Here is a 15,669-nt window from a genome sequence, read left to right as displayed (position 1 = left end):
TTGCAAACAACAAAACAATAAGTGGTGACCCCCACGGGGAGCCACCACTGAACCGGTAGGACTTGGCCACAGGGAGGAAAACCACCCCTGCCGACGCGGACTAACCGCATCCAAGATTCATCAAAACTTATTCTGTAAAACTTATTCTGTTGTCTTAACCTGTAGCTGATTCAACCGCTCCCACTACTGGGCTCGACAAATTAGTCGGCAAACAAACGAACTCAATTTTTGGGCCAGCGCCAGTGGCCGCTCCGACACCAGAATCCGACTCTGAGGTTTACGATGAGATCTCCAGATCGCTAAAATGGCAGGCTGAGCCGTTGATGCGATAGATATCATCCGTGATAGGCTGGTAACCCACTTCCACCAGATCGGACTTGGCAGGAGCAAATATGCGGATAATTGCTCTAGCAATCTTTGAGAGAAAGGTAAACATAGCAACCTCCTGAAAGTGAGAGTGAAACTATGAACTGAGAGAACCTCGAATTGCTAAAGCCCGCAGTCCTTGTCCCACTGAGCGCTGGTTCCGACTCGCAGAGCTTGCAGGTTGAGAGCACCTGAACCTGATCACCGATTTTCCCACCCTGACTCGCTCATGAATGGAGACTCAAAATAGCCGGCTGAGCTTGTTGATCTGGCAAAACCACTTTTATTTGAGGATTATTTGAGGAACACCTAGAGCGCTCTCTCACTTTCCCAGTGGCTTGTGCAGCAAGCCCAACTGCTATCTGCCTAACTCCCTTGTTCTGCTTTGAGGAAAACCTGTCGTAGGTACCAGGTGCTCTGCTGAGCGAGACAACCACTTCTCAGGAGAGTCTGCCGAAGCAACGGATCGGAAGCTTGGATCAGAGCGTTGACCGACAGAGAACTTTGGAGAGAATTTTGGATTTGAGTCAGTCGAGAAGCGGTGCCTCGCATTTGAGATGGGGATGAGATATTATCCTCCTCGCCTGAATCACTACATTCATAATCTAACCTATAGCCGATCTCTCCACCAAGGGCGGCAACCATTCTTAACAGGCTGGATCATTCCTTTAACTTGGTCTTTTCATCTCTTTTTGGTTCAGGTCAATGAGGGATCCCAGCATTCTGGATTCGGATTCCTCAGCCTCTTTCCGTCACAGGACACCTGATTTTTTGGGGAAACAAGCCGGCTCGGTACGGGACTTAAGCTCAATGGAAACACACGCAAAAAAATACCGACCAACCCCTGCTTCGGGCTTAATCGCCGGAAGGAACTCATTCCCTATCCTAGAAAACTCATTCCAGCTGTAGCTCGTTTTCCAGGTTAAGAGAATCTTGATTTCGGGGCCGAGAACGCAGGATCAGCAGGGAAAAGTAGGGGGGCCGGTAGTCGGCCAGTCCTTCCAGGGTGGGGAAGAGGGTTTGCTGAGGCCAGCCGGCCCAGACCACCAAGCTGGCTTGTTGCAGCCAACCTCTTTCGGCCAGCCACTGCCAAACCTGAGGGTAGACAGAGGCCACTTTCATGAGGACGACTACCTCAGCCCAGGCACAAGCCTGCTCCAGTTCCGAGAGGGCAAACAGAGCCGGTAAAATCGCCAATTTCTCGGAGCCGAGCACCAAGGGGGATCCCAGGGCAGCAGCAGCGGCTAAGGGAGAGCACACCCCCGGTATGGCCTGGATGGGCAAGGCGGGGATCCGCTGCCGCAGGGCTTGGGCCACGTAGGCGAAGGTGCTGTAGAGGCCCACGTCTCCCTCACAGATGAAGGCGACATCTTCTCCCCTTTCTAGGAGTGGGGCTAGTTGCTGGGCAGCCACTCGCCAGGCAGCTTGCAGGACTTCCGGCTGGGTGACAAAGGGCAGGCGAAGCGGCAAGAGGGTTTGTTCCGGTCGCAGCCAAGGGCGCACAATTTGGTAGGCCAAGCCCGGCTGGCCGGCAGCATTTTGGGGACAGGCCACCCAGTTGACCGTGCTGAGGATGCGGGCTGCTTTGACCGTGATCCAGTCGGGATCCCCTGCTCCAGCACTGATCCCCCAAAAGGTTCCCAGACCCATACTTATTACGTATCAGGCGGTCTCTGTACTGCCCGTACTTCCTTCCTTCAGGCGATCCAAGGCTTCCTGCAAGGAGTTGCGCAAAGACAGGAACTTCTCCAGGCGCACCAGCTTCACCGTTTGGGTGATGCGGGGATTGCTCACCACCTGAAAGATACCTGCGCGGCCCTGCACCAGCTTGGCCAATTGCACCAGGGCGCCGACGCCAGAGCTATCGATGAAGTCGATCCCTGTCAAATCCAAGATGAGGTTAGGGGATCCCTCTTCCAGGTATTTGGTGACCACCTTAACAAAGACCGGCTCGGAAAAGGCATCCAGAAGGCCAGTCAGGTGAAAGACCTGGCAGTTTTCCAGCGCCTCGCGGCTGCCGCGCAAGCTGACCGTCAGAGATAGGGGTTCCGGAATGGCTCTTCTCCTTTCAACCATCTCGACAGAAGGGAACACCTGAGAGAGGCCCCAGGGTGGGTTCAATCTCGGGTGTGGAGATAGCTTAGCATCCCCGTTCTCCGCGGGAGACGGTATTTTTCCGCGGGGTCTTCGGGGGAATTACGCCTGGGAGCAGGGATCTCTTCTTTCTGTTCCCTCGTGGCAAGCCAGGAGTCCTTGGGTAGGATGGGGGCAACTGTGCCGGCAAGGTCGGCCCGCAGTGCACGAACGGCTTTTGGGAGCCTGTCAGGTTTTTAAGGGGTAGGCGGTTGGGAGAGGATCACCAAGATCCAAAGATGCAGCAGCAACGATTCAACCTTTCCCCCATCACTCTAGCTGGGGTGGGTTTGGGCTTGACGGCTGCCGCCTTTGGTGCCGCCTGGGGAACAGGGATCTACCTTCAAGATCACGTGCTGCCGCAGGTGGAAGCAACCCTCTCGCAAGCGATGCGCCGGCGCGTGGAATTGGGGGAGGTGAGGTTTCTGGCCCCCTGGCAGGTGAGCTTGGGAGAAAGCCGCGTTGAACATCTGGCCAGTATCGGCTCCATCGACCTCAGCCCTGATTTCTGGACTTGGCTGCAGACGGGTCAGTGGGTGCTGAATGTTACCCTAAACCAGCCGCAACTGCTGCTGATGGAAACGCTGGATCGCGGCTGGGCGGATGTGCAGTTTCAACTGCCCGAAGGGGAGGGATCCCTGCCCTTGCATGGGCTGAACATCCGTTTGCGCCAGGGATCCCTGACGGCCATCCCTTTGGTGGGGGAGCGACGCCAGTTTGATCGGCTGCAGGGCCAGGTGCAGGTGTGGCTGACTCACAATGCCCCGCCAGGAGAGGAGGATCTTTTCGGGGGGCGGGCCAGTTTCCAGGCGACGGCACGGTTGCTCCCTCGGGAGGGGGAGGGGGGGTACCCCCTGCAGCTCAGGGGGGTGGCGGATTTTGCCCAGGCTTCCGGTTCGGTGACGCTTTCTGCAGCTCGTCTGCCTTTGGATCTCTTGCCCAGTGTGGTGCCGGCGGCCCCTTTTGCGGAGGTGCAGGGGGAAACTGGCTTGGATCTCCAGGTGCTCTGGCGGCGGGATCAACCGCTGGAGTTGACGGGGCAGGCCCAGGTTCAACAGGCTCGGCTGGATCTGGAGAGGTTGCCCCATCCTTTTGAAGAGGTGAAGGGCTCCGTTCGCTTTACCTTGCAGGGGTTGGAGCTGGAGGGGGTGAGCGGTCGCTTTGGTCAGCTTTCCTTTGCCGAGCTAAAAGGCCCGGTGGTCTGGGAGCAAGGACAGGGGTTTGGTTTGCAGGCGGAACTGGTGCCGGCCAGTCTTCAACAGATCCAAGAGACGTTTGACGTGACTGGCCTGCCGGTGGCGGTGGAGGGGGTGGTAGGGGGATCCGTAGCGGTCACTGGAGCCTTGGATCAGCCGCAGATCCGGGGACAGTTGCGGGGGCTTTCGCCGGGGCAGGTGGATCGCCTGCCGGTGTCGGAGTATGCCTTTGGCTTCCGCTTTGCGGATCAAACCTTGGCCTTGGAAGCAATTGACCTCAAGACTGCAGGGGGTCGCATCCAAGGCTCCGGCCAGCTGCAATGGGCTGCCGGCTTGGCAGGCCAGTTCGATCTTCAAGTCAGCGGAGCCGACGTGGAGCAGGTGCTGGCCCTTTACGGCCTCAACCTGCCCCGCCGGGGCGCTCTTCCTTGGGTGGGGCCGGTTTCCGCTCAAGTGCAGGTGGCGCTGACGGGATCCCAACCTCAGGTAGAGGCCACCTGGGCAACCCAAGGGGGAGAGATTGCCGGAAGAGGGCAGCTGCAGGTTTTGCCGGAGGGTCGGGACTGGGTGGTGCAGGTGCCGCAGGCGGTGCTGGACGTGGGCGGAGGCCGGGTGGCGGTGGCGGGGCGGTGGGCGGGGGGACAGCTCCAGACGCAGTTGGCTCCTCAGGAGGTGCCGCTGGCCTTTTTCAACCCCCAATGGCCGGGATCCCTCTCTGGCGAGCTGACGGCGCAGCTGGACAGGGCGGCGGCAGCAGAAGTGGGCTTCCTGGGGGCGTTGCGGGCGCAAGGGTCGCTGGCTTTGTTGCAGCCTTTGGGAGCGAGGGGATGGCAGTGGGTTGAGGGCATCCGCGGCCAGGTGACTTGGGAGGGATCCGGACTGCATATCCAGGAGGCGGAGGTGTTGGCAGGTGGCACTCGCCTGGCCAGGGTCGAAGGGCAGATCCCCTTGGATCCCCAGACGCTGCAGGTGGGATCCCTGGATCTGAGCTTTACCACCGACGGGATTACGCTGGCAGAAGTACCCGGCCTGCCGCCGCTGGTGAAAGGAGTGCTGCAGGGATCCGGCCAGATCCGCGGACCTCTGGACACCTTGCAGGTGACTGGCAAGGTGCAGTTGCGGGGCTTGCAGGTGGGAGATGTGGCCTTTGAAGACTTGGCCGGGCCCTTTCAGGGGTCTGTTCAGGGGACGGAAGTGGATCTGCGGGGGAAGCGGGATCGACTGGCGCTGCAGTTGGATCCCCAGTTTCAGCCTTTGCAGTTTCAGGTGCAGCGGGGCGAGGCGGAAATTCGCGGCCAACGCCGGCAAGAGGAGCTCCAGGTGGCAGTGAACCAGTTGCCTCTGGCTTTGCTGGGGGGGGTGGCTGCCGGGCCGTGGGCCAGTCTGCAGGGAACCCTCGAGGGGGAGGTGGCAGTTGACCTGGCAAGCGGCGCCGCCCAAGGACGGGCTGCGGTGGCGGATCTGCAGTTGGGAGGGATCGAAGTACGGGGCTTTTCGGTGGATTTCGACTACCACGCTGGTAATGGTTCTCCTCGCCTAGAGATCGCCCAAGCTCAACTGGATTTGTTTGAGAGCACCTACACCGCTAGCGGCACCCTGGAGCTGCCGGCGGATCCCCTCCAGGGCGGTTTGGAGTCTACTCCAGAGGTTTCCGTTCCTCAAATTAACCTAGAGATCAGCACCCGCCAGGGCCGCCTGGAAGACATCGTCTCTGCCTTTAAGTGGCGGCAGTGGCAAGACATCACCACTCGCGGCTTCCGGCGGCCCCCCTTGGGCCCTGCCTCGGCGTTAAAGACCGACCCGGTCGGTTTGCCCAACCATCCTCTCCTGGAGCAGCTGGAGTACTATGCCCAGATCTTGGCCGTCCACCTGGAGACCTTGGCCAGCCGCATGGATCCGCTGTTCGCGTCAGCGGTGCGGAGCACTTTCCCGCCGCCCACAAGTCTGCGAGGGGAATTCCAAGCCAGCGTTAGCCTGGTCGGCAGCCTCAACCGGCCTAGCGTCAGCTTTTACCTTGAGGGCCAGAATTGGCAGGCAGAGGAGTTTGGCATCGAAAGCCTTACTGCCAGGGGCAGCCTGGCTGGAGATGCAGTGGTGTTGGAGCCGCTGCGGTTGCGCAGTGGCGAACGTCAAGCCCTTTTTGTGGGCAAGCTGGGCCTAGAGGAACAGTCGGGATCCTTGCAAATCCAAGGATTGCCTCTGGCTTTGCTGGACCGCTTCCTGCCAGAGGAGCTGGAGCTGCAGGGGGATCTCAACCTGGACGTGGAGCTGGCCGGCAACCTGCGGGATCCCCATGCCCGCGGATCCCTGACAGTGGTCAACGCCCAGATCAACCAGGTGCCGCTGCGGGAGGTGGGAGGACAATTTGACTACCAGCGGGGGCAGCTGCGCCTGGACGGCGCCCTGCTGGCCAATGGTGACGAACCCATTCGCCTCTTTGGCCTAGTGCCCTACACCCTGCCCTTTGCCGAGGTGCGGGCCGAATCCGACCAGATCGACCTCACCCTGCAAGCCAAGCATGGCGGTCTGCGCCTGATCAACCTCTTCACCGACCAGGTGCGCTGGGAAGGCGGCCAAAGCCAACTGGAGCTGGCCATCCGCGGCACCTTGCGAGAGCCCAGCCTGCAGGGGAACTTGAGCGTCAACTCGGGGATCCTCAAGCTGGCAGCCCTGCCGGAGCCCATTACCGACCTCACAGGCCAGATCGCCTTTAACCTCAATCAGCTGCAAGTCCAGGAGCTGCGGGGACAGTTGGGGGGTGGATCCCTTTTGGCTGAAGGCTTTTTGCCCGTCAACTCTCGCGGTGCCCTGCAGATGGACGAAACCTCGCCACCCTTAACTCTGCAACTCCAAGGGGTCCAGCTCAACCTGCCCAACCTCTACACTGGCCATCTGGACGGCGAGGTGGCTGTCAGAGGGCTGCTTCTGCAACCTTTGCTCGAGGGGCGGCTGGAGGTTTCTCAAGGGATCGTGGATGTCAGCCCCCGCCGGGCAGAACCTGAGGCCGCAACAGCTGCCGCCGGCTCGACTTCGCCGGATCCCTTCTGGCAGCCGCGGCTCAACGGACTGGAGCTGGTCTTGGGGCCAGGGATCCGCGTGCAGCGTCCCAATCTGTTTGAATTCAATGCTGCCGGCACCTTGCGCCTGTTTGGCACTCCCCAGGATCTGCGCCCAGCGGGCACCATTGCCCTAGAGCGAGGCCGCGTCAACCTGCCCCTTGCCAACTTTCGCCTGGATCGCTCCCGCTCCAATACCGCCACTTTTGACCTAGACAACCCCTTCGATCCCTTCCTGAACCTGCGCTTGATGACCCAGGCCATCGAGGTCTATCGCTTTCCCCAAGAGCTCTCCCCCTTTGACACCAACCGCAACCTGCCGGGATCCCAGCAGAGCATCGAGATTTTCGCCACGGTCAACGGGCGGGCCAGCCAGCTGGCTGAGGCGGATCCCCGCAATGGAGTTCTGTCCCTTTCCAGCAGCCCCAGCCGCTCCCCGGAAGAGATCGTCGCCCTCCTGGGAGGCACAGCTCTGGTCCGCCTCAACCCCGAAGCGGGAGTGGCCGGCCTGGCCGGAACTGCCTTGCTCAACGATGTGCTGGACACGCTGCGGGACACCCTGGGCCTAGACGAGGTGCGCATTAGCCCCGTCCCCCAGGTCGATACCCGCGCTGCCAACCGCTCCTCGATAGGGCTAGCGCTGGAGGTGGCCCGCGATCTGGGGCCAGCCACTTCCATCTCGGTGCAGCGCAACCTAACGGATCCCTTTCAGCCCACCCGCTACAGCGCCCGCTACCGCCTCAACGAGCAAACCCTCACCCGCGCCAGCACCGACCTCGAGGGCAACAATGTCATTTCCATCGAGTTTGAGACCCGCTTCTAATGGGATCCGCTCCGGAGTTTGGCAGCAGGCTTTGGATGGCCAGGGATCCCTTGAAAAAAGATTTAGTGGAAAAAGCTGCCTTACAGGTAACGGCTAATGTCTTCTCCTCGCTCCGTCAAAAACGACAAGGCCCGGAAGCGCAGCCCTGCCACCTGGTCGTAGAGGGGGTTAAGTTTGCACATGGGCGGAATATGCATCACCTTGTGGCCAAACAACACCACATCTCGCTCGAAGGGACAGCGGGCCGGGATCCACCGGCAAAGGAAGTGGGCCAAGCGGGGATCGCGGATGCTGAAGTTATCGATAGCCGATTGGATGGGTCGCAATGGAGCCTGCAACCAGTCGCGCAGGTGAGTTGTAGGTTTGAAGTGCACGGAAGTCATGGAACCGGTCAGCTCCTGGGGAGCTCTGCGAGCACGTTGCCAAGAAATCGTTGTGGAACCCATAAGCTTTCACCTCACACCTTTACCTTTGAAGAAGGAGCAACCTTTGATCGATTACGGCGCATGAAATCGTCAATAATCGACAATTCTTATGCTTTGTGTCGAGTTTGTATTGAGGGAAACATCAGCCATTTCTCTTCCCTCTGTTAGTCTGCCTTCCTCAACAGAAAGCTTGCTTCTGTAAACAAGAATCTCTGCTCAATGTTGTAGAGCTACATGTTTTGTCTCCAAAAGTTAACATGTAACGAAAACTACAAAAACTCCTCTGCTCTTGCCTGCTAGCCGATTCACCTGTCACGATCCCTGAGGTTCCTTAGCTTGAACTTTGGGGCCAGATGGGTATCCATCGCCCCTATTTCTAGGATGGAACAAGCCCTTTGGGCGGAGTAGAGGGATCCCCGTAATCACACTTGCCTTGGCAGGGTTGTTTTTCTTTTGATCGAGTTTGGCTTGGGAGCGTCTCGGTTGGGAGTTACGGAGGATAACAGCCAAGGGATGCCGGCTGCTGAGCGTTCTACAATGCCAGGAGAGATTCCCAGCGGGTGCACATCCGGCGGTGGGTTGGGATCCTTGATTTTGTCTCTGGCTTTCTTGAGAGGCTGCCCATGAAATTGGCCTATTGGATGTACGCTGGCCCTGCCCATATCGGCACGCTGCGGGTGGCCAGCTCCTTCAAAAACGTTCACAGCATCATGCACGCTCCTCTGGGAGACGACTATTTCAACGTGATGCGTTCCATGTTGGAGCGAGAGCGGGATTTTACTCCGGTAACCACCAGCGTCGTTGACCGGCAGGTGTTGGCGCGGGGATCCGACGAAAAGGTGATTCGCAACATCGTCCGCAAAGACGGCGAGGAGCAGCCGGATCTGATCGTCGTCACCCCCACCTGCACCTCTAGCATTTTGCAGGAAGATCTGCATCACTTTGTCCGGCAGGCCCAGTTGGCCAGTCGCTGCGATGTGGTGCTGGCAGATGTCAACCACTACCGGGTTAACGAATTGCAGGCAGCGGATCGCACCCTGCAGCAGATTGTGGAGTTCTATATCACCAAAGCTCGCAAAAGCGGGGAGTTAGACGGCCTGCCCCAAAAGACGGAGCGGCCTTCCTGTAACATCCTTGGCATTTCCACCCTAGGGTTTCACAATGCCCATGATCTGCGGGAGCTGAAGGTGCTGCTGCGGGATCTGGGGATCCAGCTCAACCTGGTGATCCCCCAGGGAGCCAGCGTCCACGATCTCAAGCACCTGGGGCGGGCCTGGTTTAATGTGGTGCCCTACCGGGAGCTGGGGCCGATGACAGCTCGCTATCTGCAGCAGGAATTCGGCATGCCTTACATTGAGATCACCCCGATGGGGGTGGTGGAAACGGCCCGCTTCATCCGCCAGATCCAGCAGATCCTAAACGAGCAAGGGATCCCTGTCGATTATGAAGCCTACATCCAGGAGCAAACGCTGCACATTTCCCAAGCGGCCTGGTTTTCCCGCTCCATCGACTGCCAAAACCTAACCGGCAAAAAAGCGGTGGTTTTCGGGGATTCCACCCACGCGGCGGCCATCACCAAAATCCTGGCCCGCGAGATGGGGATCCACGTGGTGTGGGCGGGCAGCTATTGCACCTACGATGGAGAGTGGTTCCAGGCAGAGGTGGGGGAATATTGCGATCAGGTCTTGATGACAGAGGACCACACCCGCGTGGCGGATGCGATTGCCCAGGCGGAACCTGCTGCGATTTTCGGCACCCAGATGGAGCGGCATGTGGGCAAACGGCTGCGGATCCCTTGTGGGGTCATCTCGGCCCCCATCCACGTGCAGGATTTCCCTATCGGCTACCGGCCCTTTTTGGGCTACGAGGGCGCCAACCAAATTGTGGACTTGATCTACAACTCCTTTACCCTGGGCATGGAAGATCATCTGCTGGAGATCTTCGGTGGCCACGACACCAAGGAGGTGATTCACAAGAGCCTGAGCGCCGATTCCGACCTCATCTGGACGCGGGAAGCCCAGGCGGAGCTGAACAAGGTGCCCGGCTTTGTGCGCGGCAAGGTTAAACGCAACACCGAAAAATTTGCCCGCGAACGAGGCTTGACCGAGATCAGTGTGGAGGTCATGTACGCCGCCAAAGAAGCTTTTGGAGCTTGAAGGGATCCCGTTGACAACCTTTACCCTGGGTGGGATCTTCCATCTGACGTTTGCCTATGCGTCTCCTGGTTACCGGCGGGGCGGGCTACATCGGCAGCCACACCTGCAAAGCTCTGGCGGCCTCTGGCCATCTGCCCATCACTTACGACAACTTGGTTTACGGGCACCCCTGGGCGGTTCGCTGGGGGCCGTTGGAGATTGGGGATCTCGCCGACCGCCAGCGGCTTGATCAAGTCATCCAGCACTATCGCCCGGAAGGGGTGATTCACTTTGCTGCCTATGCCTATGTGGGCGAGTCGGTCAAGGATCCCGGCAAATACTACCGCAACAACGTGGCCGGATCCCTGAACTTGCTGGAGGCCATGCGGGATCACGGGATCCCTTACATAGTGTTCTCCAGCACCTGTGCCACTTATGGGGTGCCAGAGCGGATTCCCATTCCCGAAAGTCATCCGCAACGTCCCATCAACCCCTACGGCCAGAGCAAGCTAATGGTGGAGCAGATCTTGCAAGATTTCCAGGTTGCCCACGGGATCCGATCCATTAGCCTGCGCTACTTCAATGCCGCCGGAGCCGATCCCGATGGTGAAATTGGGGAGGCCCACGACCCGGAAACCCACTTGATCCCCTTGGTGTTGGAGGTCGCCGGAGGCCAACGTCCTCACATCACGGTTTTTGGAGAGGACTACGATACCCCCGATGGCACCTGTATCCGCGACTACATTCACGTCACCGACCTGGCTCAAGCCCACGTGTTGGCGGTAGAAGCGCTGGCCTCTGGCCGACCCGTACCAGCAGCCTACAACCTGGGCAATGGCCAAGGCTTTTCCGTCAAAGAGGTCATTGCCACCGCAGCAGCCGTGACCGGAAAGCGGATCCCGGTGCAAATGGGAGCACGTCGACCTGGGGATCCCCCGCGCTTGGTGGGCGATGCCGGTGCCATCTTTCGGGATCTCAACTGGAAACCTCTCTACACCGACCTGGCCGAGATCATTCAAACTGCCTGGCGCTGGCACCAGAAGCGACCCTACTTTGGGAAAGCCAAGCCCTCGGTGAGCTAGGAACGCCTAGCCCGGCGGGCGATAGGATAGGGAGAAACCGCCCGGCTAACAACTTCCCCGCCCCGCATGGACGACAAGATCACACCCGATACCCTCGCGGTTGTCATGACCACGGTGGGATCCGAAACCGAGGCCCATCGCTTGGCTCATACCTTGGTGGCCGAACGTTATGTGGCCTGTGCCCAGGTCTTGCCCGGGATCACGTCCTACTATCGCTGGCAGGGATCCCTGCAGACCGATGCCGAGTTCCTCATCCTGCTCAAATTGCCCGCAACTGCCTATCCCCGCCTGGAACAACGGCTGCGAGAGCTGCACCCCTACGCTGAGCCCGAGATCCTGGCCCTGACGGCCAACTTGGTGAGCACAACCTATTTGGCGTGGGCCCGCGACCAGGTAGGCTAGGGAATAGTGCACAGTTGGCCATGATCGCCCTCTACCCCGGCAGCTTCGACCCGATTACCCTTGGGCATCTCGATGTTATCGAGCGGGCCAGCCGTCTTTTTTCCAAGGTAATCGTCGCCGTCTTGAAAAACCCCAACAAAACCCCTCTGTTCAGCCCCGAGCAGCGGCAAGCCCAGATTAGCCTGTCCACAGCCCATCTCAAAAATGTTGAAGTTGATACGTTTTCAGGTCTGACGGTGGCCTATGCCCGCCAACGGGGGGCAAAGGTGATCGTGCGCGGCTTGCGAGTTTTGTCGGACTTCGATGTGGAGCTGCAAATGGCCCACACCAACAAGCTGCTGGCTCCCGAACTGGAAACCTTGTTCCTTGCCACCGCCAGCGAGCACAGTTTTGTCAGCAGCAGCCTGGTGAAGGAGGTCGCCAAGTTGGGCGGCCCCATCGATCATCTGGTGCCCGCTCCGGTGATTCGAGATTTGCGGGAGCGCTTTCCCTTGGCCTGAGGGCTCAGGGATCCCCTCTCCTTCCCCAATCAAAATTCAAAGGGCTGCATCCCTGCCGTCACCGGATCAAACCCCACCGGGAAGCAGGTGCTGTGATTGTAGAGGGATCCCCTCAAATTGGCCCCTTCCAAGCAGGCTCCCTCAAGGTCGGCATAGCGCAGGTCGGCACAGCGCAGATCAGCCTTCGCCAGATTGCTGCCCCGCAGGTTGGCGTAGCGCAGGTTAGCCCCATGCAAATCGGATCCCTCGAGATTGGCCCCTCGCAGATCGGCCCCCCTCAAGAAGGCATACTCCAAGCAGGACTGGGGAAAATGGCGCTCTCCCCGCTGGTAGCGGCTGAGCAACTCTGAGGCCCCTTGTAGAGCACACTGGGCAATGGTTTGAGTCATGGTACTGCTCCCAAATCAGACTGGATGCCTTATCTCTATCCTCATCCCTATCATCGGGTTGGCCGGGTTTTGATCATCCCTGCTTAACAAATAATTTCAGTTTTTGAGTGGATTGTTGCCCCCAAGTCTTTTTGATTGAAAAGATCTATCCTCAGAGATATCGAAGGCTTTCCCAATCGGCAGCTTGTGCGGCAATGTTTCTTAATTCTTTTTGTGAAGAATACTTAACGGCTGGGCTTGATCGCCAACCCCAAACCCCACCGAGAACGCAAGCTGACCTGATCTTGCTGGGCTGTATGGATCCCTCAATTTCTTCTTTTTCAGCACTCCCCCAACCAGAAGGTGTTTCTCCAGAGCTGATTGAACCAAGATAATCGAGACAATGATCGACTGGATCACATCCGTAGTTTGCGATTGAGTAGGGATTCTCTGCAAGCGATATAGACCCTTATCTCTGTTCAGGATGTTCACCTTTCTTTAACTAGAGCTCTATGCCCAAACGTAAGCGAATCGGGATCCTCACCAGCGGCGGCGATTGTGGCGGCCTCAACGCCGTGATTCGAGCGGTGGTGCGGCGGGCCCGCGACTACGACATGGAAGTTTATGGCATCAAAGATGCGACGGCAGGGCTCATGGCTCGACCGGTGGAGGCGGAGCTGCTGGATGTGAAGCGGGTTTCCGGCATTTTGCGCTACGGCGGCACCATCTTGGGTACCGTGAACAAAGGCAACCCCTTCGCCTACCCTATGCCCGATGGCAGCTTGGTGGATCGCTCGGCAGAAGTGATCACCGGCTACCACCGGCTTGGGTTGGATGCGCTGATCGGGGTGGGGGGGGATGGCAGCTTGGCCATTCTCCGGCAACTGGCCCTGCAGGGGGATTGGAACTTTGTCGGGATCCCCAAGACCATCGACAACGATGTCGGTGCCACCGAGTATTCGGTGGGGTTCAACACAGCTCTGAGCGTGGCTGTGGAAGCTCTAGATCAGCTCACCTACACGGCCATCAGCCACAGCCGAGTCATGGTCATGGAAGTCATGGGGCGGGATGCCGGTCACATTGCCATCAGCGCTGGCATTGCCGGGGGGGCGCATGTGATTTTGATCCCGGAAATTCCCTACAAGCTGGAGAATGTCTGCAAAAGAATCCGCGACCGCAAAGAGCGGGGCAATAACTTCAGCATCGTGGTGGTGGCGGAGGCAGTTCGCACCGAGTCGGGGGAGCCGGTGACCTACACCAACAGCCTGGGGCAGTCTCTCTACGGCGGCATCGGCCATTACATCGGCAACGAGATCGCCCTGCGCACCGGCATCGAGACGCGGGTTATGGTTTTGGGCCACCTGCAGCGGGGAGGTACGCCCTCTCCTCTGGATCGCCTGCTGGGAGCAGCCTTTGGGGTGGCTGCTGTGGACTTGATCGCCCAAGGCAAATACGACCGCATGGTGGCCTGGCAAAATCGGCGGGTGGTGGATGTGCCCCTGGCAGAGGCCATCTCCCAGTATCGGCGGGTGGAGGTGGACGGGGCTTTGATCGCCACGGCCATTGGGCTGAATACCTACGTGGGCGAGGTGGATCCCCAGCTTTTGCGCAGCATTTCCCCCTGATCTTCCGGCAAAAACGACACGTGGGCAGAGACAATCTTCCAGCCGATATCGGGGAACCTGTACCCCATCTGGCTTTGGCGGCCCAAGCGAGGGATCCCGTTCACCAGGCGGCGAAACTCTAAGGTGACCGAGCCGCAATCCGCCCCAAAGGTGACTACCTGCAAACGCAGCATCTCGCGGGCCAAATTCGTGGGAGGACGCCGTTGGCGAAAAGCCTTGATCTCGTCTCCCCCGTAGAGATTTTCCCCCACACCAAAGCGCACCACCTGGGGGCCATCCCAAAACAGGCGGTTCAGGGTGGGCACATCATTGCTCGTCAGACAGCAGACAGCGGCAAGACATCTCCGGGTAGTCGGATCCAAGTCTAGGGGCTGAGAACGGCTTGCAAAGACCGCACATCGCAGTAGTACACCTGATGGCGGTGGGCGTACCCCTTCAGCTCTACGGCCTGATGGGAGAAGCAGGTGGCCGCCTGCCCCAGTTGTTTGGCCAAGCAGGTGTAGGTGTCCTGGCTGACCGCCAGGTCGGCGTTGAGGGTGCGGGTAGCGCTCTCGATGCGAAAGGCCAAATTCACCGTATCTCCCAGAGCCGTATATTCTTGGCGGGTGTTGTTGCCCACCTGGCGCACGATCGCCGAGCCTGTGTTGACCCCTGCCCCCAGACGAATGGGAGAAGGCAGCGGAAACTCACCGTTCAGTTGCTCGGTCATTTGAAACAGCTTCGCTATGGCCTGCAAAACCGACTTCACATCGAGGTGAATTCCCAGCGCTTCAACTCCTCCCAGGGGAGCGGTGTTGGCCTGGGGCACATGGAACCAAACGGCCATAATCGCATCGCCAATGTATTTATCGACAGTGCCCCCGTACTGCTGAATGATATCCCCCCCCCGCCGGAACCAATCTCCCATCACCTGGGAAAGCAGGCGCTCGTCCAGTTGTTGAGTCAGTTGTCCGTAACCTCGCACATCCACCACCGCCACCGAGATCAGCCAGCGGGTTTGTAAAACCAGGGTATCCGAAGGTTTGGCCGCAGGGCTGGGTTCCGAGCTGGCCAGGGATCCGCTGTGGAACTCCAGCTGGGATTGTCCAAGGGTGAGGTGATCCCCATCCTGCAGCAGGGTGGGAATGCTGACGCGGCGATTGTTGACAAACGAGCCGTTGCGGCTGCCCAGATCGATGAGATAGATGCTGTTGTTGTCGAGGTATTGCAGCAGGGCATGTTGGCGGGAAACGCTGGGATCGCTCAAGACGATGGCGTTGTCCTCATCACGGCCTAGGGTCCAAGCGGTCGCTCCCGAGAGAACGTGTTTTCTTTGGCTGCCATCCGGCTCTTTTAAGATCACGTAGGGTGCGGCAGTGGCGGCAGATTCGCTCGTGACGCTCATGATGGGATAAGTTGTAGACGCGACCACACTTCAATAAATACGATACCCCGCTCCCCTTCGGTTGATCGGGAAGATGCCTGGGCTGGATTTCTAGGCTGTCTTCGTCGAGAGATAGAGGTCTGAGGATGGGCTTGGCGGGGGGCCGACCCGACCGGTATCATTTTGTGTAGATAC

The 15,669-nt window shown here is 59.0% G+C and carries 12 protein-coding genes and 1 pseudogene; 6 read left to right on the top strand and 7 right to left on the bottom strand.

The window, feature by feature from the left end:
• Positions 1–277: 277 nt before the first annotated feature.
• From ACVWXZ_RS03645 to ACVWXZ_RS03635, 3 genes are all read right to left on the bottom strand, one after another.
• Positions 278–436: a hypothetical protein gene (locus ACVWXZ_RS03645; RefSeq protein ID WP_414329361.1), complete on the bottom strand. Its 159-nt coding sequence runs from the start codon at positions 434–436 to the stop codon at positions 278–280.
• An 824-nt stretch (positions 437–1,260) separates the two neighbouring features.
• Positions 1,261–2,016 carry a precorrin-2 C(20)-methyltransferase gene (locus ACVWXZ_RS03640; RefSeq protein WP_414350039.1) on the bottom strand — a complete coding sequence of 252 codons (756 nt, stop codon included), beginning with the start codon at positions 2,014–2,016 and terminating at the stop codon, positions 1,261–1,263.
• Between the two features lie 12 nt (positions 2,017–2,028).
• On the bottom strand, positions 2,029–2,442 hold the full coding sequence (locus ACVWXZ_RS03635) for an STAS domain-containing protein (RefSeq protein ID WP_011433770.1): 414 nt from the start codon (positions 2,440–2,442) through the stop codon (positions 2,029–2,031).
• 296 nt (positions 2,443–2,738) lie between these two features.
• Between ACVWXZ_RS03635 and ACVWXZ_RS03630 the strand changes: the two genes are divergently transcribed.
• Positions 2,739–7,574: a translocation/assembly module TamB domain-containing protein gene (locus tag ACVWXZ_RS03630; RefSeq protein WP_457482168.1), complete on the top strand. Its 4,836-nt coding sequence runs from the start codon at positions 2,739–2,741 to the stop codon at positions 7,572–7,574.
• 80 nt (positions 7,575–7,654) lie between these two features.
• Here the strand turns inward: ACVWXZ_RS03630 and ACVWXZ_RS03625 are convergent.
• A pseudogene (locus ACVWXZ_RS03625) lies at positions 7,655–7,900 on the bottom strand (Mo-dependent nitrogenase C-terminal domain-containing protein); the annotation flags it as partial.
• Between the two features lie 722 nt (positions 7,901–8,622).
• On the opposite strand from ACVWXZ_RS03625, the gene bchB reads away from it, so the two are divergent.
• The 4 genes from bchB (at position 8,623) to coaD (ending at position 12,118) form a co-directional block, all read left to right on the top strand.
• The gene (gene bchB / locus ACVWXZ_RS03620; protein WP_457482167.1) at positions 8,623–10,155 is read left to right on the top strand and encodes a ferredoxin:protochlorophyllide reductase (ATP-dependent) subunit B; all 1,533 of its coding nucleotides are present in this window, start codon (positions 8,623–8,625) and stop codon (positions 10,153–10,155) included.
• Between the two features lie 56 nt (positions 10,156–10,211).
• Positions 10,212–11,216 carry a UDP-glucose 4-epimerase GalE gene (galE, locus tag ACVWXZ_RS03615; protein ID WP_457482190.1) on the top strand — a complete coding sequence of 335 codons (1,005 nt, stop codon included), beginning with the start codon at positions 10,212–10,214 and terminating at the stop codon, positions 11,214–11,216.
• Positions 11,217–11,282: 66 nt separating this feature from the next.
• Positions 11,283–11,618, top strand: coding sequence for a divalent-cation tolerance protein CutA (gene cutA / locus ACVWXZ_RS03610; RefSeq protein WP_457403328.1), 336 nt, complete (start codon positions 11,283–11,285; stop codon positions 11,616–11,618).
• Between the two features lie 20 nt (positions 11,619–11,638).
• Entirely contained in the window at positions 11,639–12,118 is a 480-nt protein-coding gene (gene coaD, locus ACVWXZ_RS03605; protein ID WP_011433776.1) for a pantetheine-phosphate adenylyltransferase, read from the top strand.
• A gap of 29 nt (positions 12,119–12,147) precedes the next feature.
• Here the strand turns inward: coaD and ACVWXZ_RS03600 are convergent, their stop codons facing one another.
• Complete coding sequence (locus ACVWXZ_RS03600) at positions 12,148–12,507, bottom strand: pentapeptide repeat-containing protein (RefSeq protein WP_011433777.1); 360 nt, start codon at positions 12,505–12,507, stop codon at positions 12,148–12,150.
• Between the two features lie 491 nt (positions 12,508–12,998).
• Between ACVWXZ_RS03600 and ACVWXZ_RS03595 the strand changes: the two genes are divergently transcribed.
• Positions 12,999–14,111 carry an ATP-dependent 6-phosphofructokinase gene (locus tag ACVWXZ_RS03595; protein WP_414344504.1) on the top strand — a complete coding sequence of 371 codons (1,113 nt, stop codon included), beginning with the start codon at positions 12,999–13,001 and terminating at the stop codon, positions 14,109–14,111.
• Here the strand turns inward: ACVWXZ_RS03595 and ACVWXZ_RS03590 are convergent.
• Positions 14,063–14,473, bottom strand: a complete 411-nt coding sequence (locus ACVWXZ_RS03590; protein ID WP_457482166.1) for an AtzH-like domain-containing protein — start codon at positions 14,471–14,473, stop codon at positions 14,063–14,065. The two genes, ACVWXZ_RS03595 and ACVWXZ_RS03590, sit on opposite strands and share 49 nt — an antisense overlap.
• Positions 14,474–14,475: 2 nt before the next feature.
• On the bottom strand, positions 14,476–15,495 hold the full coding sequence (locus ACVWXZ_RS03585; RefSeq protein ID WP_457482165.1) for an FHA domain-containing protein: 1,020 nt from the start codon (positions 15,493–15,495) through the stop codon (positions 14,476–14,478).
• Between the last annotated feature and the right edge of the window lie 174 nt (positions 15,496–15,669).

It is taken from the genome of Thermostichus sp. MS-CIW-38 (genome assembly GCF_054058415.1).
The sequence above is the reverse complement of the archived record's forward strand: the minus strand, read 5'-3'. Positions and strand labels throughout refer to the sequence as shown.

Excerpts from the sequence above, each read along its gene's own strand:
- ACVWXZ_RS03645 (WP_414329361.1), bottom strand. The coding sequence starts at position 436 with ATGTTTACCTTTCTCTCAAAGATTGCTAGAGCAATTATCCGCATATTT.
- ACVWXZ_RS03640 (WP_414350039.1), bottom strand. The coding sequence starts at position 2,016 with ATGGGTCTGGGAACCTTTTGGGGGATCAGTGCTGGAGCAGGGGATCCC.
- ACVWXZ_RS03635 (WP_011433770.1), bottom strand. The coding sequence starts at position 2,442 with ATGGTTGAAAGGAGAAGAGCCATTCCGGAACCCCTATCTCTGACGGTC.
- ACVWXZ_RS03630 (WP_457482168.1), top strand. The coding sequence starts at position 2,739 with ATGCAGCAGCAACGATTCAACCTTTCCCCCATCACTCTAGCTGGGGTG.
- bchB (WP_457482167.1), top strand. The coding sequence starts at position 8,623 with ATGAAATTGGCCTATTGGATGTACGCTGGCCCTGCCCATATCGGCACG.
- galE (WP_457482190.1), top strand. The coding sequence starts at position 10,212 with ATGCGTCTCCTGGTTACCGGCGGGGCGGGCTACATCGGCAGCCACACC.
- cutA (WP_457403328.1), top strand. The coding sequence starts at position 11,283 with ATGGACGACAAGATCACACCCGATACCCTCGCGGTTGTCATGACCACG.
- coaD (WP_011433776.1), top strand. The coding sequence starts at position 11,639 with ATGATCGCCCTCTACCCCGGCAGCTTCGACCCGATTACCCTTGGGCAT.
- ACVWXZ_RS03600 (WP_011433777.1), bottom strand. The coding sequence starts at position 12,507 with ATGACTCAAACCATTGCCCAGTGTGCTCTACAAGGGGCCTCAGAGTTG.
- ACVWXZ_RS03595 (WP_414344504.1), top strand. The coding sequence starts at position 12,999 with ATGCCCAAACGTAAGCGAATCGGGATCCTCACCAGCGGCGGCGATTGT.
- ACVWXZ_RS03585 (WP_457482165.1), bottom strand. The coding sequence starts at position 15,495 with ATGAGCGTCACGAGCGAATCTGCCGCCACTGCCGCACCCTACGTGATC.